Consider the following 18,065-nt stretch of genomic DNA (forward strand, 5'->3'; position numbering starts at 1 on the left):
CAAATGTACAGGTTTTAAATACTGTTCTAAAGATAAAATAATTCTTAAAAGCATTCACTAGGTTATAATCTTCAAATTTCCGTACCTTTGTCAGCTAATTTTATCATCAATGCAACTCGGAAAAACTCAAACTTTACAAATTTCAGAAAAACTCAATTCAGGATGGATCTTAATAGATGAAGAATCCGGTGAAAAAGCTTTTCTTCCCAAAATCTTCATTCGTGAAGAGCAGGAAGTAGGAGAATATGTTGAGGTTTTTGTATACCAGGACGATGATAAATTAAAAGCGACTACTGAAATTCCATTGGCAGAAGTGGGAGAATTTGCAGTAATGAGCTGTGTACAAAGTCTGCCAAGTGGTGCTTTTATGGATTGGGGAATCATTAAAGATTTGTTTATTCCTTATAAACAGCAGAAAACCAAAATTGTTGAAGGCAAAAGATACCTTGTTTATCTTTATGTAGATGAGGATATGGAGCTGATTACAGGAACTACGAAATTTAAGAGAAATCCACAATATGAAGATCTTCCATTCAAAAAGGGAGATAAGGTAGATCTTATCATGATGAATGAAAGTGAATTGGGCTGGAATGTTGTCATTAATAAGCAATATATTGGTTTGATATACACTTCTGATGTCTTCAAAAAGTTATATCCATTATCAGAAGAAAAAGGGTATATCAAAGCGATTCGTGAAGATGGGAAAATTGATGTTTCCTTACAGCCGGAAGGATTTGAAAACATTGATGAATTCAAACAAAAGATTTTAGATAAACTAGAAGAAAATTACGGACTGCTGTATGTGTCAGATAAATCTTCTCCTGAAGAGATCAAGGAAGAGCTTCAGATGAGTAAAAAGAATTTTAAGAAAGCCATCGGAGGATTGTATAAAGATAAGATTATCGATATCTCGGACGACAAAATTAAATTATTATAGATTAAGAGCAGAGTTTTCTGCTCTTTTTTTGTGCCTATCTATTTCCAATCTCTTTATATTAAGGTTTTCACAATATTTCTCATCTTACTTTTCATTCTTATCATTTCAGACTGTATTTTAAAAACATGATGCATATCATAATAATTTTGTTTAATTTTTTTGTTTAACAATTTTGTCAAAAATAAAATTCGATTTAAATTTGCACAAATTTGTTTAACAAAAATGTCAAATCAAGCAAAAAAAGACCAAACACAGGAATTGATCAAGGAGACAGCGAAGAAATTATTCTTTGTGAAAGGGAAATTTGATGCTACTACGCAGGAGATTGCAGATGAAGCAGGAGTGAATAGAACCCTTATTAATTATTATTTCAGATCAAGAGACAAACTTATTCAGATCATCTTTGATGAAGCTCAGAAAGTAGAGCAGGAAAAATCAAAGATCATTCAGAATTCGGAGCTTCCATTCAAAGAAAAGATCAGCCAGTTTATAGAAAGCAGCCTTTCTACAAGTCTTCAGTATCCTTATCTGGAAACTTATATCGTTTCACAGATCAATAAAGGAACCTGCCACCACAGGGAGATTGAAGAAGATATCCTGGAAAAAATGTACGAGAATATTAAACAGGAAATGGAGCTAGGTAATATTGAGAAAATGGCTCCGGTTCAGTTTATCCTGAATATGGTTTCATTATTAGTTTTCCCAAGTGCCGTAAGACCATTATTCATGGAGAATTTATTAATTAGTGATGAAGAATATGATGAGATTATTTCCGTGAGAAAGGGGATCATTCTCAATATGTTATTTAAAAATTAAAAAATCTAAAGTATTTCTTAAAATGATTCGTCAGTTAGAAATAAAAATAGGAGAGAACTTAAAAAAATAAACGAAGTATAAAAATTATGAAAAGAAAACGTATAACTGCTCAAAAGCTAAAGATTGGGATAGCTGCAGCATTTATGATTTTCGGTTTTTCATCAGTGTCTGCCCAGCAGCAGGTTTCTCTGCAGGAAGCAATAAAACAGGCACTCCAGAATAAGGCTGAAGCTAAAAAAGCAGCCTTACAGGTTAAAAAAGCCGAATATAAGATTGATGAGGCTAAAGCCGGAGCTCTACCACAGATTAGTGTAGCCGGGGGTGTTTCTTATAATCCTATTATCCAGGAAACAGTAGTGGAAATCATGGGCCAGCGAAACATTTTTAAAATGGGTCAGCCTTGGAACTCCAATATTTCTGCTTCATTGAACCAGGCTCTGTTTGATCAGAGAGTTTTCATCGGTCTAAAGGCAGCAAAATCTACCAGAGAATTCTATGTACTGAACTCTCAGCTTACTAATGAACAGATCATTGTAAATGTAGCAACAGCATATTACAATGTGTTTGTACAGGAAGAAAATCTTAAAACCTTAGAAACAAGCTATTCTAATACTGAAAAAGTAAGAAATGTTATTAAAAGCTTAGTGGACAATGGATTGGCAAAACCAATTGATCTTGATAGAACCAATGTTCAGCTTACCAATATCGCTTCCAATAAACAAAAGCTTATCAACGGTGTAGAGTTGTCTAAAAATGCTCTGAAGTTCTATATGGGAGTTCCAATAGATTCTCAGATTGAGCTGGAAGAAAAAAGTATAGAGCCAAGACCTGAGCTTATCGCTGGACAAATAAACTTAGACAACAGATCTGAAGTTAAAGTGCTTAAAAAGCAAATGGAGCTTTTACAGTTTAACAAAAAAGCGACTGAAGCATTCCTTTACCCTACAGTAAGTCTACAGGCTAACTACGGATGGTACGGAATGGGAACAAAATTCCCTTGGTTCAACGGAATCAGTAATGGTGTAAACTGGAGTGATGCAGCATCCGTTGGATTAAATGTAAATATTCCGATCTTTACAGGTGGGGCTACAAAATCTAAGATTCAACAGGCTGAGATCGATATTCAGGACTTAAATCAGGATATTGAAAATACACAGTTGAGCTTGAATTTAGATTATAAGAACGCAACAACCAATATGGAAAACGCTCTGATCAATATTCAGAGCATGAAGGATAATGTAGCATTGGCAGAAAAAGTACAGGCTAATACACAATCCAACTATCAATACGGTTTGGCAACACTTACAGATCTACTGGATACAGATAATTCATTAACTGAGGCAAAACAAAACTACGCTAATGCCTTATTGGATTACAAGCAGGCTGAAATTCAGTTAATGAAAGCAAAAGGAGAGTTAAACACATTACAAAACCCATAATAAACAATGAAAAAAACTTTAATATATATCATCGTAGCAGCTGTACTCGTAGGGTTAGCAGCTTACAAGATTGCCGGTAACAAAGAAAAACAGACTCAGGAAGTAAAGGAGGTTGCCAAGCAGGTAGATAAAATCAACGTTAATATCGTAACCGTTGCTAGAGAAAATATAGATACAGATTATTCTGCAAACGGAACCTTCATCCCTAAACAGGAAATGAACCAGTCTTCTGAGATTTCAGGACGTATTGTGAGTGTTTTGGTAAAAGAAGGTTCAAGAGTTGGAGCTGGTCAGGTATTAGCAACAATTAAAAGAGATGCTATCGAAGTTGATGTTACTCAAGCTCAGAATAATTTACAGAATGCAATTATTGATAACCAACGTTATGAAAATGCATATAAAACAGGTGGTGTTACCAAACAACAGCTTGATAACTCAAGATTACAGCTGAAAAATATGCAGGCTGCAGTAAAAGCTCAGGGTGTTAAAGTGAACGATACAAGCATCCGTGCGGGAATCAGTGGAACCATCAACAAAAAAATGGTAGAGCCGGGAACTGTAGTTTCTCCAGGAACTGCAATGTTTGAGATCGTTAATATCAACAGCTTAAAGCTTTCTGTTTTAGTGGATGAAAGCCAGATTGGAAAAATTCAATTAGGCCAGGAAGTTCCCATTAAAGTTAACGTTTTACCTGAAGATTCTTTCGTAGGTAGAATTACATTTATCGCTCCTAAAAGTGATGCTTCTTTGAATTTCCCTGTTGAAATTGAAGTTCAGAACAGAGGAAATCTAAAAGCCGGTATGTATGCAACCGCTAAATTTAGCACAAACAACGGAGCTGAAACTCAGAATATGCTGACTGTTCCTGCTGAAGCATTCGTAAACGGGGTAAGTTCAGGACAATTATTCGTTGTTCAGAATGGAGTTGCCAAGTTGATCAAAGTAACCATTGGAAAAGTTTACGGAGACAAAGTACAGGTATTGAGCGGGCTGAATGGTGGTGAGCAAGTGGTAACCAGCGGACAGATCAACCTGGACAACGGATCTAAAGTGAACATTATAAAGTAGATGATCTATGAAGTTAGCAGAAATATCGATTAAAAGACCCTCGCTGGTAATTGTATTATTTACAATTCTGACGCTGGGAGGTATCCTGAGTTATACGCTCATGGGATACGAATTGATTCCGAAGTTTGAAACCAACATGGTAACCATTTCCACGGTGTATCCTGGAGCTTCACCTGCAGAGGTGGAAACGTCCGTCACCCGAAAGATTGAGGATGCCGTAGGTTCTTTGGAAAACGTAAAAAAAGTAGAATCTTCTTCATACGAAAGTTTATCTGTTATCATGGTTCAGCTGAACGATGGAGCTGATGTAGACTATGCCCTGAATGATGCACAGAGAAAGGTAAACGCTATTCTGGCAGACCTTCCTGATGACGTAAAGGCACCGTCACTGAATAAATTCTCTTTAGATGATCTTCCGATCATTACGATGAGTATTTCATCAGATAAACTCAACAGTAAGGATCTTTACGATTTATTGGATAAAAAAATAGAACCTATTTTCTCGCGTGTAAACGGTGTGGCACAGGTTGATCTTGTGGGTGGGCAGGAAAGAGAAATCCAGGTAAATCTTGATGAGAAAAAATTGCAGGGGTACGGACTTTCAATAGGCGATGTACAACAGGCAATTCTTTCATCAAACCTTGATTTCCCTACAGGAAGTTTGAAAACAAGAAGTACAAAATCTACCATTAGATTATCAGGAAAATATAAATCAATTGAAGAAATGAACAACCTTGTGGTGTCCAATAAAAATGGAGCACAGGTTCGTTTATCTGATATTGCAACGGTTTTCGACTCTCAGAAAGATGTTGAAAAAGTAGCCCGATTCAATCAGTTTCCAACGATCTTAATGCAAGTAAAAAAACAATCTGATGCGAATGCGGTTGCTGTATCTGAAAGCATTCAGAAAACAATCAAAACGGTAGAAGAAGCATATAAAGTTCAGGGCGTAAAAGTAAAAATCGTAAATGATACTACAGAATTTACCCTTGAGTCTGCCAACCACGTAATTTTCGACTTATTCTTAGCGATTATCCTTGTGGCAATTGTAATGCTATTGTTCCTTCACAGTATCAGAAACGCATTCATCGTAATGGTATCTATTCCGGCTTCATTGGTAGCAGCGTTCATCGGAATGAACTTGATGGGCTATACATTGAACTTAATGAGTTTATTAGGACTATCGCTGGTGGTAGGGATCCTGGTGGATGACGCGATTGTAGTACTGGAAAACATCTATCGTCACATGGAGATGGGTAAAAGCAAGATCAGAGCGGCATATGACGGAGCATCAGAAATTGGGTTTACCGTAGCAGCAATTACATTGGTAATTGTGGTGGTATTCTTACCGATTGCAATGAGTTCAGGTCTTGTAGCAAATATTCTTGCTCAGTTCTGTGTCACGGTCGTTATTGCAACCCTCTTGTCATTGCTGGCATCATTTACCATCATTCCTTGGTTATCATCAAGATTTGGTAAACTCGAGCACTTAACAGGTAAAAACTGGTTCGAAAAGTTTATCCTTTGGTTTGAAGGGTTGATCGACAGATTCACCCATTGGATTACTGATATTCTTGAGTGGTGTCTGAAAACAACTTTAAGAAGAATTTCTACAGTTGTTATTACATTTATTATTCTAATCAGTTCATTCTCACTGGTCATCTTTGGATTCATTGGAGGAGAATTCTTCCCACCAATTGACCGTGGTCAGTTCTTGGTACAAATGGAGCTTTCTAAAGATGCAACTGTTGAAAAAACGAACCAATTAACATTAGATGTTGAGAAGTTTTTAAGAAATGATAAAGATGTTGTAGACTTGATTACAACGGTGGGGCAGCAGTCAACAGGTTTCGGTGGTGCTCAGGCAACGACTTACCAATCTGAGGTTCAGGTTAACCTTACCGATAAATCTGAACGTTCTGAAAGTACGAACATCAAAGCTGCAAAAATAAAAAGAGAACTGGAGGAGAAATTCACTGGTGTTGAGTTCAAAACAGCTCCAATCGGGATCATGGGTGCAGAAAATGCTCCTATTGAAATGGTAGTAACCGCTCCGGATAACGCAACAGCAGTAAAAGAAGCAACAAGAATCCTTGAGCTATTGAAAAAAGTTCCCGGAGCAGTAGATGCAGAATTATCAACAGATTCTGGAAATCCGGAAGTACAGGTATCTATTGACAGAGATAAAATGGCTTCTCTGGGCTTAAACCTTTCAAGTGTCGGACAAACAATGCAAACAGCATTCAACGGTAATACAGATGGAAAATTCAGAGCTGGAGAGTATGAATATGACATTAACATCCGTTTTGGAGATGTGAACAGACAATCTATCGATGATGTTAAAAACCTAATGTTTACAAACCCTCAGGGTCAGCAGATTCGTCTAAGCCAGTTCGCTGAAGTGAAAATGGGCTCAGGACCAAGTTTGCTTGAACGTAGAGATAAATCTCCTTCTGTAAAAGTAAGAGCTAAAGCAGTAGGTAGACCAGTAGGAGACGTAGCGAACGAGTGGGCTGCTAAGTTCATGAATGATAAAAAACCTATTGGAGTAGATTATATCTGGAGTGGAGATATGGAAAACCAGCAGGAAGGTTTTGGTACTTTAGGAATTGCTTTATTAGCAGCGATCGTACTGGTATATCTTGTAATGGTATCATTGTATGATAGTTTCGTATATCCTTTCGTAGTATTGTTCTCTATTCCGTTAGCGATGATCGGGGTAATGGTAATCCTTGCCTTGACTGCTAACTCATTGAACATCTTTACGATGCTGGGGATGATTATGTTGATTGGTCTTGTCGCGAAGAATGCGATTATGATTGTTGACTTTACGAATGCGAGAAAAGCAGCCGGAGCAACCACTCATGATGCATTGATCCAGGCTAACCATGCCCGTCTTCGTCCGATCCTAATGACAACCATCGCAATGATCTTCGGTATGTTGCCGATCGCATTGGCAACAGGTGCCGGAGCAGAAATGAACAAAGGTCTTGCATGGGTAGTAATCGGTGGTTTAACATCGTCTCTATTCCTTACCTTGATTATTGTACCGGTAGTATACTCTCTATTTGACTCTATTCTAAGAAGAATGGGTAAAGATACCAAAGTAGACTACGAAGCTGAAATGAAGGCTGAATATGTACACAGAGAATTAAATGAAGACGGATTTACCCCTAAGCATTTAGACAAATAAATATCATATACCTTTAATTAATCGAAAGCGCCTCAGATTTTCTGAGGCGCTTTTTTGTTTTGCCACGGATTCACGAATTTCTTTTTATTATAGAGATTATATAAAATACTTTATAGGATAAGCTTTTCTGCCTATTAAGATCTAAACCCTTTCGGAAATTTGTATATGATGCTTTACTCTATGTTGCTATATAGCTCGAAATTTCGGGGGTATAGATTGTAGATATGCATCAGATTATTTCGTGTATTAATGGCTATGTAAGGCAATAAAAAAGGCTTTCGGTTTATACCGAAAGCCTTCCTATATTGTAAATGAAAAAATTAGTCAGCCATAGCTTCTCCAGCTTTTCTGAAGACAAAGTTTCCGTAGATGTGTCTTCTTGCAAAACGGCTTGGTGAATCAGCATTCACCATTTTGATATAGGTATTTCTTGGAACACCCATGTATTCATAGGTTTTTCCATTTAAATGTAGAACCGTTAAAATCGATTTTTCAAGATAAAAATCCTGAATATTAGATTGGGTAATGGTTTCTGTATATTCTTCTTTATATTTTTCCTGAGTTTCAGGGTTAATGCTTACCAGGAAATGATAGGCTTCAATCACAGACTTGCTTTTTGCTTCTGCTTCCAGTTTTCCTGCCTCGTCATTGATAAATTTATCAGGATGTGTATCTTTCATCACATTTCTGTAAATGGTCTTCAACTCTTTTAAAGTTACATTTTTATCAACTCCAAGAAGGGTTCTGTGCTCACCTATTCGTTTCATATTTTGAATTCTTATTTTCGGGGTGCAAAATTAAGGAAATTAATTGGAAAAATTGTAACTTATTCATTATTAATTTATTTTGCTAATTTATTCTCCGTGAAAATATTTATAAGCATAACCTTCTAAATCTCCACACTCTGAAATTAGATGATCTTCTTCATCATAAATTTTGAAACTTTCTTGTGAATTTCCGATACTTGCTGAACCATCTAGCCCAAGAAGGAGCGTATAAAAAGTGTCTGTCAAAAGATTGGAAATGATACTCTTCAGTTTTTCTGTCTGAATTTCATCCAGATTTAATTCTTCAATTTTCGTTGAAACAAGAGTTTTATGTTCTGATTCATTTTCAAACGCTGAGTGAAGAATATTCTGTTTTTCGAGATAGAAATTTTTTACAAACTCTTCGGTTGTCATTAATAGATGTTTTAAATTATTTTACATAATAAGGAACAATTCTTTTATCCAGAATAAAATAGAAATCATTTCCTGTTCTGGCTAAAAGACCATCTTCGGAAATCCAGTCGTATTCTTTCTGTAATGTAGTTCCGTCAGTATAAAGCAAGCCATATTTTTGTCCGTTTTGATAAATTCCCAGTTTAGTTTGTCCATATAACAGTGTTTGACACAGCCATGGGCTTTTGGTAATCAATTCTCCTTTAGTATTATAATAATACCATACATTATCTTTTTTCAGAGGAAGGATATTAATGACATTGATCCGGTTTGGGATAAAATTGATTGATGATTCTTCGTATTCAATGGGAACCAGAATTTTTCCGGGCCTGTCGATAATGCCTATTTTTCCCTCTTTTAAGACCATGAAATAATTGTCATCCAATGGCGTTGCATTTTCAACTTCAAAACTGTTGGTATTCATAGTATATTGTCCTCCTTCATTTTTTCTGAAAGGGAATTTTAATAATACCGGATAACCACAGGAAGTCCCTGAACAGAGTTCAAATTTTCCATTGAGCCTATTGAAATTGTATTCGGTACTATTTTCATTCATTAAAAAGCTGATGAAATTTGTACCACATGTTGTTCGGTGATTGATCTTTGTATAAATTCCCTTATCTATAATAAAGGACCCTGTACGGTCAATCAAATTATATGATTTTGTTTCTGTGTCAAACACCAAGGCATATTTTCCGTTAAAAGGGTAGGCTTCTCTGAATCTTTTATTAAAAACAGGCTGCCCGTCTTTCAGATTAATATAAACAAAGCCTCCATTTTGGTAGCTAGGAAGGATGCTGTCCTTAGGAATTTGAGAGTGTGTGTGTTTTACCAGAGTAACGAGGTTAAATGGAATATCAATTTGAGCCTTTACAGAGAGTGCAGCCCCAAAAATACACAAACAATACAGTCCTTTTTTCATAGTTATCAGTTAGCTGATAAAAATAATAAATTCAGTTGATCTGCAAAGAAATTTATTTATAATGCTTAAAAATTCAAGACAACCAGCCATTGATGATACACAAAAATCCTATCAGAACTCAGAATACAAATTTTTATTCAGTTTAAAATAAATAAACTGATTTTTAAAATCGATAATGGTATTGAATCTTTTTAAGAATGCATTCCCAAAAAAGCCAGCCATTTTTTCTGAAGCATCAATCCCTTCTGTGGAGTTTGAAAGTGTAATCGGAACATTGTAAAGGAACTTATGGGCAAAAGTAATAGATGGACAAAGCACTACAGGCATTTCATAAACAGAACCATCTGAACCTTGTGCGGTAGCTTTTCCTATTGTTTTCATCGTATTCGCTAAAGAATTCTTTCTGGTGTAAGGAGAAGCAATGGTAAGGGCATCATCGGCACCGCTGTCAAGTCCAAAATATCCGGAATACTCTTTGTCATTCACCGTGATTGAGCTTTCTACGGCTGGATAGTTATCTATGAGATGAAGTTTCATTTTTTCATATCCTGAGAAATCAATGAATGAATCATTTTCATCATAAAACCTGATCACATTTTTATGGTAATCAATTTCGATGATCTTTCCCTTCATTAAGTCTGTTCCGAAAACACCGTCAAAATTAACCTCCCCGTAAGGAATCAGTGTAAATGAAACATCGGTTTTCTGGATATCTCCAAACTGAACGGTATTATGACTGCTGTAATCAACGGTATTTACTCCATTCGATCCTTTGTTTTGAGATGTTCCGTCGATTTTCAGTTCTACTTTTTTCTTTGAGTTGATATTGATGACAGATCCATCTGCTCCGGTATCAAACAAAAATTTGATGTTTTCAGTTGTATTTACTTTGCCATTCAGATACACAGAATTGTTTTCCAGAGAAAAGGGGATAAGCGTTGGGGATTTTTGAGCTGATGCCGTTATACTGATGCATGAAGCTAAGAAAAGGGACTTAAAATGCATAAAGAGAAATTCTAAAGGTTATTGCAGCGAAAATAAATCTATTGATGATCTTTACAAAGAAAAGAGCTTCCATTAACCTTCCTTTAACCGTTCTCTATGCTCAGTTACTTTTATAAAATTAAGTGTATATCATGTAAATAAAAAACAGTACTCAAAAATGAGTACTGCTATGATGATTTTGAATTTTTCAATTCATATTAAGGTTCATCGCAATTCTTCTTTAGTTTTGTAAAGATTTTGTCGAAATCCCTGTACATATTTCTTTCTTCATCAATTTTTTGTCTGAAACTGCTGTTGGCACAATTGTGAAAGCTAAGTCCAATCATATCAATCAATGCATAATCTTCGCTTTGGGGATCATTTAACTTGGCATTGAAGCGGTTCATCACCCCTTGTGGATCTGCATTGTTTTTACTTTTCAACTCTGTGTAAGCCTTCCATGAAGCAAACATTTTCTCTCGATCGGGAGAAGATATGGCATCAATAGGTTCCCTGCAGGTTTCATAAAATTTACTGTTTTTAAGCGTGGTAGGATCGGAGAAAGCGATAATTTCTTCCTTGTTCAGCTCATATTCGTTTTCAAACGTTTGGATGGCATTTTCATGGAGTTTTTTCCAAACGGGCAGATTGATGACTTTGAGATTGTAAAGTTCCTGTTTTTTCTCCTGGTATTGTTTTTCCAGGTTCTCAAGATGCTGATCTTTATTCTTGCGGACTTCTTCCAGGCTGGAAAGTTTAAAAATAGGATTCGTATCAAAATGAACCCCATTGAATTTATATAAAAGTTTATTAACCCCGTCTATTTCCTCTTTTTCATATTTGGAAGCATCAAAATATCCTTTGTTGTCACAATTGAAGGTCTGATAGCTGTACGGTGTCAGATTATTGGCTTTTGCCGGGCCTTTTTGACCCCAAACAATAACAGATAAAGTCAGGGAGAGCCCGACTATCATTTTTTCCATGCGCATAGTTGTAGAAAGAATCCGAATTTTCTAAAATTTCTATGCAAAATTAAGGCTTTAAATTTGAAAACTAAAGAATTTAACCAATTTTATACAGTTATTTTTATTATTTAATGAGAATTTTAATTTTTTGCTTTAAACAGGCTGTTTTCTGAAATTTTTAAGGTTCGTCGCAATCCCTTTTACTGTAACGAAAACCTTTTCAAACGTTTTAAATAAAGTGTTATCCTCATCAGCCTTAGTTCTGAAACTATGGTTTGCGCAATTGCTGAAAGCGTTCATAAGATCAATAAGGGCATAATCATCTTTTCTCGGATCATTCCATTTAGCAGCAAAGGCTTGCTGTGTCCCGGAATATGGCTCTTCCCCCTTTTTAGGCTCAAATAGCCCTTTCCATACCGAATACATTTTTTCTTTATCCTTGGTGGTCATGGCATCTGCATATTCTTTACAGGTATTGTAAAATTTACTGTTCTGAAGAGACTGAGGATCATTATACCCCATAATAAGTGCTTTATTGAGCTGATATTCGTTTTCCAACAGAGTAAAAGCCTCTTCATGCTGGTTTTTCCATATTGGAAGATTGATGATTTTGAGTTCATCCAGTTCTTTCTTTCGCTCCAGGTATTCTTTTTCAGTTTGTTGCAAAAGTTGTGGGTTGTTACTTCGAACCAAATCAAATTTAACGGGATTAAATACAATAAGAGAAGTAAACGGGGACCAGGTCAAAGGTTGCAAAAGCTTATAAGTACCATCTATTTCTTCTTTTTTGTATTTTGAAGGATCAAAATATCCTTTAACATCACATCCAAAGGTTTGATAACTGTAAAGAGCCCGCGAACTCTTTTTTGCAGGAGCTTTTTGAGCAGCTATTACCACAGATAAAGCCAAAGACAGTCCTGTAAATAATTTTTTCATGTTTTAATATTGAAAAATTTATACTTTTTGAATTTCGGTCTAAAATTAAAACTTAAAACTTCAACTTCTGTTATAAACTAAAATTATTTACTCACTGGTTTCCGGGATTTATAGGGCCTGTCATTTGTTTTTCATCTTGTTTTTTATATTTTGCACCCCTTATATTATGAATTCTGATCTCTGCTGAGACAGAAAGGGAATATAATGATTCAATTATAGAACAAAATATTAATAATGTACGACAATTTAGAACAACTGTTTTACAGAGGAGATCTGGACCAGTGTATCATAGAAGGAGAACAATACTTGTTATCTCATCCCGAGGATGAAGAAGTATTATTTTTAATGGCAGTAGCTTATCATGACATTGTCTATTACGAAGGACATGAAGCCGTGTATGATGCCATAAGCGATTATGTTATTCCTTACTTACGCAGAATCTTGCAGATTAACCCCAATAGTCAGAAAGCACTATACAATATTCTGGATTACCCTTTAGGAAATGAATATACCCTGATGCAGATCGCCAGAACGAAAAAGCATATCACACAGGAAAATAAAACGGAGTTTATAGGCTATGCGGAAAGAATGCTGGAGGATCCGGACTATGTAAGGTATGGTTATGATTTCTTGGTTAAAATATATGAATCCCTGGAAGAAAATAAAGCGCTTTTGAACAGTCTTGAAGCCGCAATGTATTATTCTAAAAAAGCAGATGCTGATAACCGGGAAATCCGGGACAAAAACACCTCGCTTTATTGGATCAAAAAGATCTATTTGTTAGACCGTACAAAAATGGTTTCAGCAGAAGAGCTTACCACGCTTATCGATAAAGAACATGCTTTTTTTGTAAGCCAAAATGAATACGATTTTATCAATCTTGCTGATATAGCCTATGAAAATAACGCACCGGATCTTTCACTGAAAATGATGATGAAGGCGATCAAAGGAGAAAATTCAGCACTTCACATTCATGAAAAACTAGTAGAATGGCATCAGCGCTTTGCAGAACTCATTGGAAATGGCTTTAATAATCCTGATGTTTTCTATTATCAGTTGATTATTGAACGAAATTATAATGACCTTCTAAACGTTTCTACGGATTTTTATTACCATCATGCGCTTGAAGTTATCAATTCCTACCCGGAACTGTTCTCAGGATATCATTTTGCAGGGACATTCCTATATGAAAATGAGCGCTATGCTGAAGCGATTCCTTTATTGGAAAAAGCAGTACAATTATCATCCAATGCTACGGCCTGGAGAAGAAAAGCAGACTCCATATATCTTTTGAACGGAACGGTATTATCCGAAGTTCCTGAATTTTCTGATTACCCTGCAGACATTTACAACGAAGGCGTTTATCTGAACGAGTGTATAGAGGCATTAGAAGATGAAAGCGATAAACTGAAATGGCATGAAGTGGGCCGTATTGTCTATGAGCAGGCCTATGAAGCATTCAGAAAATATTTTGAAGAAGATCGGTTTGAAAGTGACTATTACAACGATCTGCATACCAGAGCAATGTGTTGCAATAATTTAGCCATTAAATATTTGGTATTGGGAGATTATCAGGCAGCTGCTGCAACAGCGTCTGAAGGGCTTACCTATTCAGAATTTATGGAACTTCACATGACCTTGATTGATGCTTTGATGGATGGAGAGGATTATGAACGGGCTGAAGAAGCATTGAATAACTATTTCAGTCTTTATGGCGGATCAGACGATTATTGTTCTAAAACATTGTACTATAGAGCAAGACAGATTCAGCTTCATGAAGCGATAGGGGCGAGTGAGGTTCAAAGAGAAGCAGAAGAAATTCTTACCTGTATTTATCAGTACACTATAGAGAATCCGGAACTTGAAGATGACAATTACAGAGACCTGGAAGCGGGTAAAAATATATTGGAAGGAATTTTATTTCAACATCTGGATAATCAGGATTTAAATACCAGAAAATTATACTACGAACAAGTCGCAGAACGTTTTCCACAGGAAGCTAACCCTCAGTTTGCCCTGATGCAGATTTATAACGAGGAAGAAAACTATGGAAAAGTAGCCTTAGCCGCGAAAAGATATCTTGAAAATAAAAAAGAATTCGTTTTAGATGCTTTTGATAAAGCGAAAACCATTTATATGATTGTTAAAAGTGATTTTCTTCAGGGAAATTACCAGGAAGCATCAACCATTTTCAGCGAGTATGATGCTGAATGTGAAGACGCTATGGATCCTGAAGAATATGTACTTTGGCTAAGCTATGGAATCAGGGTTTATGAAAAGCTGAATAATAAAACTCAAATATTAGCTCTTGCCGAGAGGTTTACTGTCATTTATAATGCTGAAGAATGGGGCTATGACGACCTTGTAGAAAGCGTTGAGCTAGCAAAAGCTGTTGTTTTGTATCAGGCTGGAAATATAAAAGAAGCACATGCTATTTTAGATCAGGTACGTTCCGTTGCAGATTATGATCCTATTGCTGATGAATATAAAACTTCATGGAAAAAACCAGGGCTGTTTTCTAAATTCGGATTCTAAATATTAAAGAAAAAAATGGCACACCGGCTTTACGTATATAATGTAGATTCAAAAACAGGAGAGCAATACCCGTACTATCTGGGGGAGTGGAATTACGAAATTCCGGAATTGCTTTTTCCTCTATTCTCCTGTGATCCAAAGGCAAAAGGAAAACTTCTGTATTTTGATAAAATCAATGGAGTAGAAAGACTGAAGTCATTTTATCAGTTGTTGGGAGAACACTACCAGTTGCTTTACAAAAAGGCTTATTATGAACCTGTCAACAAAATGGTTGAGATGTTAAATGACCTTCCTTATGATTCCTTTATGATCAATGGATGGGATGTTTTCAATATGAGTGAAGAAAAACATTCTGATCAGGCCAAAAATTGGGTACATGAAATCAAGGAAAGGAGCAGACTGTATGATAAAGCAATGGCTAAACAAAATCTGGGATGGCTGGAAAAAGAAATTGTAGCCAGAAGTGGATATGGGTCCTTTTTAGAAATGCTGGAAACCGATTGGATTGATTATGGTCTTGGCTATTGGAATGAAGATTTGTATAAAGATATTTCAGAAACGTTTGAAGAGAATGGTCTTTGGGGATTGAAAGACAAAAAGGGAAATATTATAGCGCTGCCTGTTTACGAAGAAATATTTGCCTTTAGTGAAGAGGGGATTGCAGTAGCACAGAAAAATGGAAAGTGCGGATATCTTAGAAACGATGGTAAAGTACTTGTGGAAAGCATTTATGATGATGCTTTTGATTCGTTTTTTATTGACAATAATCATTATGGGATTATAGAAATTGATCATCTATGCGGACTCATCAATATTATTACCGATGAAATTGTGATCCCTTGTGAATATGAAGAGCTTGAAATGTTAAGACATGCCTGTCTTTTTAATGCTAAAAAAGAAGGGAAGTATCGTCTCATTGACGCATCCAATACATCCATCATTGAAGAAAGTTTTGATGAACCTTTTGAGTTTAATTATTCCGAATTGATTTATCGTTCACTGAAAGGGACATCCAAAAAAGCTTTTTATACATTTGATGGCGTTTTTCTAGGCGAACATCCTGAAGAGGTATTGAATGAAATTGGAGAAGGATATTATTGGGCTAAACCTAATAAATTTCAGAAAAAAATAAGCATTATAAAAGCTGATGGAACGCTTCTGGATACTGAAGTAGACACCATGATGATTCTTGATTATTATACTTCTTTTGCCTACAAAAAAGCTAAGCAATGGTATATTTATGATATGAAATCCGGTGAATACAGGTTAAAAGAACATATCATTGAAAATATTCACAGAGATTGGTATACCCAGTTTATGAAAAATATATTCTTACTTTCAAATGAAAAGGGCTGGGGCTTGTATAACGCTGCTGAAGATCATTGGTTATTGCCTTCCGCTAAAGAATATAAAAAAATAGAATCGTGTAGAGAGGAGATTTTCCGAGTGACAACTTTAGACGGTATGTTTTATTTTGATGAGAAAACAGGTACCCAAAGCGGCATTTACGACTATATTGGTGAGGGTATAGATTATAATGAACAGATGCTTTGCCTTTATAAAGGAAATGATATGTTTATCCTTAATACCGAAAGAAAACTTCATCTGGTCTCCGATCATCAATTAGGAGCTTTGTACGAAAAAAGATACAATCTCCGCGGAAAAGATCAAAAGTATTTCCTTGATTTTTATAAAGCATGGACTGAAAGAAAGGGTTCAGGCTACGAGGAACATTTTGATAATGCAACCCTGATGTCGATGGCTGAAAAATACATTGAAGAAGGGAAAATTGAAAATGCTGTAAGACTATATGAAATAGGAATACGACGTGGAAATACAGATATGATGGTGGAACTCGGGTATATTTATGTTCATGACGAGTATCCTGAATATTATGATTTGGACAAAGGACTTGCTCTCTATGAAAAAGCCGCTTCAAAGGATCATGCTATTGCCTGGAATAATCTGGGATATCATTATCAGAGTGGAGTAGGTTATCCTCAGGATATTAAAAAAGCTTTACAATGTTTTAAAAAGTCTGCCGAATTAGGAGACGGTCTGGCAATGCAGAACCTTGGTTTGCTGTATTTTTATGGTGAATATGTAGTACAGGATTATGATCTTGCATTAGACTACTATAAGCAGGCTGAAAAGAAATTCTATTATAATGATGAGAAATTGTCCGAAATCTATTATCAGAAAAGTGATTTTGCCAATCTTCAGCGTTACTTAAAAAAAGATACAGAGGGTACTTATTCCAATATTTACTACGGAATAATGTATGATGAAGGCTTAGGCGTAAAAGCAAGTGTAAAAAAAGCAATTAAATACTATGAGAAGTCTTTGGAATACGGATATTACACTACAGCTTTGATAAGACTCTTATACTTTTATAAAGAAGATCCTGACTTTGCAGACTCAGAAAAGTACCAGTATTGGAAAAAGTTTGGAGAGGACAACGAAATGGAAATATGATCTTAAGTTTTAACAATCATTACCTATGTTTCTATGGGGTAAAAAAGAGTGAACCGCATAGAAACATAGGCATATAGTCTAACGTAGAATCATTTTATTGTAGTATTCGCGGTTATTAACCTAAGAGTAGTTGCTTACTTCAATGAGATTTTGGTCCGGATCACGAAAATAAACAGATTTTATTTTTCCTACAGCACCCGTTCTATCTACAATTCCCTCAATAATCTCAATATTTTTTTGTTTCAGTTCTTCCAGTATATCATGAATATCTGTTTGGGCAATGAAACAAAGATCTGCAGAACCCGGGGTAGGTTTTTCGGCTTTAGGCTCAAACTCATGGCCCTTTTGATGGAGATTGATCTTTTGATTTCCAAAAGCAAGTGCTTTCCGGTTATCACCAAATGTTATTACTTCAAAACCCATGATCTGAGTATAAAATTGTATCGTTTTATTGATATCTGCTACAGTTAATACAATGTGGTCTATATGGTTAATTCTCATGATTTTTTGCTTTTGAACATTAGTAGTGATACAAATATCAGAATTTTCAGGCTGTTAATGTATGCTATTTTATA

The 18,065-nt window shown here is 35.7% G+C and carries 14 protein-coding genes; 7 read left to right on the plus strand and 7 right to left on the minus strand.

Translation table 11 applies throughout. The features are described 5' to 3' along the window. Positions 1-109 precede the first annotated feature (109 nt). From H5J24_RS08270 to H5J24_RS08290, 5 genes are all read left to right on the plus strand, one after another. Positions 110-937 carry a CvfB family protein gene (locus tag H5J24_RS08270; protein ID WP_068943590.1) on the plus strand — a complete coding sequence of 276 codons (828 nt, stop codon included), beginning with the start codon at positions 110-112 and terminating at the stop codon, positions 935-937. A 222-nt stretch (positions 938-1,159) separates the two neighbouring features. Continuing rightward, positions 1,160-1,753, plus strand: coding sequence for a TetR/AcrR family transcriptional regulator (locus tag H5J24_RS08275; protein WP_068943589.1), 594 nt, complete (start codon positions 1,160-1,162; stop codon positions 1,751-1,753). Between the two features lie 86 nt (positions 1,754-1,839). Then, positions 1,840-3,192, plus strand: coding sequence for a TolC family protein (locus H5J24_RS08280; protein WP_068943588.1), 1,353 nt, complete (start codon positions 1,840-1,842; stop codon positions 3,190-3,192). 6 nt (positions 3,193-3,198) lie between these two features. After that, complete coding sequence (locus H5J24_RS08285) at positions 3,199-4,260, plus strand: efflux RND transporter periplasmic adaptor subunit (protein ID WP_068943587.1); 1,062 nt, start codon at positions 3,199-3,201, stop codon at positions 4,258-4,260. A gap of 7 nt (positions 4,261-4,267) precedes the next feature. Beyond that, positions 4,268-7,453, plus strand: coding sequence for an efflux RND transporter permease subunit (locus H5J24_RS08290; protein WP_068943586.1), 3,186 nt, complete (start codon positions 4,268-4,270; stop codon positions 7,451-7,453). 320 nt (positions 7,454-7,773) lie between these two features. Here H5J24_RS08290 and H5J24_RS08295 read toward each other — a convergent pair whose 3' ends face one another. From H5J24_RS08295 to H5J24_RS08320, 6 genes are all read right to left on the minus strand, one after another. Continuing rightward, a complete protein-coding gene (locus H5J24_RS08295) occupies positions 7,774-8,220 on the minus strand; it encodes a KTSC domain-containing protein (RefSeq protein ID WP_068943585.1) in 447 nt (148 codons plus the stop codon). 87 nt (positions 8,221-8,307) lie between these two features. Then, the gene (locus H5J24_RS08300) at positions 8,308-8,634 is read right to left on the minus strand and encodes a hypothetical protein (RefSeq protein WP_068943584.1); all 327 of its coding nucleotides are present in this window, start codon (positions 8,632-8,634) and stop codon (positions 8,308-8,310) included. 16 nt (positions 8,635-8,650) lie between these two features. Next, on the minus strand, positions 8,651-9,595 hold the full coding sequence (locus H5J24_RS08305; RefSeq protein WP_068943583.1) for a WG repeat-containing protein: 945 nt from the start codon (positions 9,593-9,595) through the stop codon (positions 8,651-8,653). Positions 9,596-9,706: 111 nt separating this feature from the next. Continuing rightward, entirely contained in the window at positions 9,707-10,600 is an 894-nt protein-coding gene (locus H5J24_RS08310) for a retropepsin-like aspartic protease (protein WP_068943582.1), read from the minus strand. A gap of 197 nt (positions 10,601-10,797) precedes the next feature. Next, positions 10,798-11,562, minus strand: a complete 765-nt coding sequence (locus tag H5J24_RS08315) for a hypothetical protein (protein ID WP_068943581.1) — start codon at positions 11,560-11,562, stop codon at positions 10,798-10,800. A 135-nt stretch (positions 11,563-11,697) separates the two neighbouring features. Continuing rightward, the gene (locus H5J24_RS08320; RefSeq protein WP_232816208.1) at positions 11,698-12,480 is read right to left on the minus strand and encodes a hypothetical protein; all 783 of its coding nucleotides are present in this window, start codon (positions 12,478-12,480) and stop codon (positions 11,698-11,700) included. A 234-nt stretch (positions 12,481-12,714) separates the two neighbouring features. Between H5J24_RS08320 and H5J24_RS08325 the strand changes: the two genes are divergently transcribed. Both H5J24_RS08325 and H5J24_RS08330 read left to right on the plus strand, forming a co-directional pair. After that, positions 12,715-15,015 (plus strand): tetratricopeptide repeat protein, encoded by a 2,301-nt coding sequence (locus H5J24_RS08325; RefSeq protein ID WP_068943579.1) that lies wholly within the window; start codon positions 12,715-12,717, stop codon positions 15,013-15,015. Positions 15,016-15,030: 15 nt separating this feature from the next. Beyond that, positions 15,031-17,490, plus strand: a complete 2,460-nt coding sequence (locus H5J24_RS08330) for an SEL1-like repeat protein (RefSeq protein WP_232816209.1) — start codon at positions 15,031-15,033, stop codon at positions 17,488-17,490. A gap of 120 nt (positions 17,491-17,610) precedes the next feature. Here the strand turns inward: H5J24_RS08330 and H5J24_RS08335 are convergent, their stop codons facing one another. Then, positions 17,611-17,991: a VOC family protein gene (locus H5J24_RS08335; protein WP_068943577.1), complete on the minus strand. Its 381-nt coding sequence runs from the start codon at positions 17,989-17,991 to the stop codon at positions 17,611-17,613. Between the last annotated feature and the right edge of the window lie 74 nt (positions 17,992-18,065).

The sequence above is a fragment of the Chryseobacterium capnotolerans genome (genome assembly GCF_021278965.1).
Classification (GTDB): domain Bacteria; phylum Bacteroidota; class Bacteroidia; order Flavobacteriales; family Weeksellaceae; genus Chryseobacterium; species Chryseobacterium capnotolerans.

Excerpts from the sequence above, each read along its gene's own strand:
- H5J24_RS08275 (WP_068943589.1), top strand. The coding sequence starts at position 1,160 with ATGTCAAATCAAGCAAAAAAAGACCAAACACAGGAATTGATCAAGGAG.
- H5J24_RS08295 (WP_068943585.1), bottom strand. The coding sequence starts at position 8,220 with ATGAAACGAATAGGTGAGCACAGAACCCTTCTTGGAGTTGATAAAAAT.
- H5J24_RS08330 (WP_232816209.1), top strand. The coding sequence starts at position 15,031 with ATGGCACACCGGCTTTACGTATATAATGTAGATTCAAAAACAGGAGAG.
- H5J24_RS08285 (WP_068943587.1), top strand. The coding sequence starts at position 3,199 with ATGAAAAAAACTTTAATATATATCATCGTAGCAGCTGTACTCGTAGGG.
- H5J24_RS08325 (WP_068943579.1), top strand. The coding sequence starts at position 12,715 with ATGTACGACAATTTAGAACAACTGTTTTACAGAGGAGATCTGGACCAG.
- H5J24_RS08300 (WP_068943584.1), bottom strand. The coding sequence starts at position 8,634 with ATGACAACCGAAGAGTTTGTAAAAAATTTCTATCTCGAAAAACAGAAT.
- H5J24_RS08315 (WP_068943581.1), bottom strand. The coding sequence starts at position 11,562 with ATGGAAAAAATGATAGTCGGGCTCTCCCTGACTTTATCTGTTATTGTT.
- H5J24_RS08280 (WP_068943588.1), top strand. The coding sequence starts at position 1,840 with ATGAAAAGAAAACGTATAACTGCTCAAAAGCTAAAGATTGGGATAGCT.
- H5J24_RS08310 (WP_068943582.1), bottom strand. The coding sequence starts at position 10,600 with ATGCATTTTAAGTCCCTTTTCTTAGCTTCATGCATCAGTATAACGGCA.
- H5J24_RS08270 (WP_068943590.1), top strand. The coding sequence starts at position 110 with ATGCAACTCGGAAAAACTCAAACTTTACAAATTTCAGAAAAACTCAAT.
- H5J24_RS08305 (WP_068943583.1), bottom strand. The coding sequence starts at position 9,595 with ATGAAAAAAGGACTGTATTGTTTGTGTATTTTTGGGGCTGCACTCTCT.
- H5J24_RS08335 (WP_068943577.1), bottom strand. The coding sequence starts at position 17,991 with ATGAGAATTAACCATATAGACCACATTGTATTAACTGTAGCAGATATC.
- H5J24_RS08320 (WP_232816208.1), bottom strand. The coding sequence starts at position 12,480 with ATGAAAAAATTATTTACAGGACTGTCTTTGGCTTTATCTGTGGTAATA.
- H5J24_RS08290 (WP_068943586.1), top strand. The coding sequence starts at position 4,268 with ATGAAGTTAGCAGAAATATCGATTAAAAGACCCTCGCTGGTAATTGTA.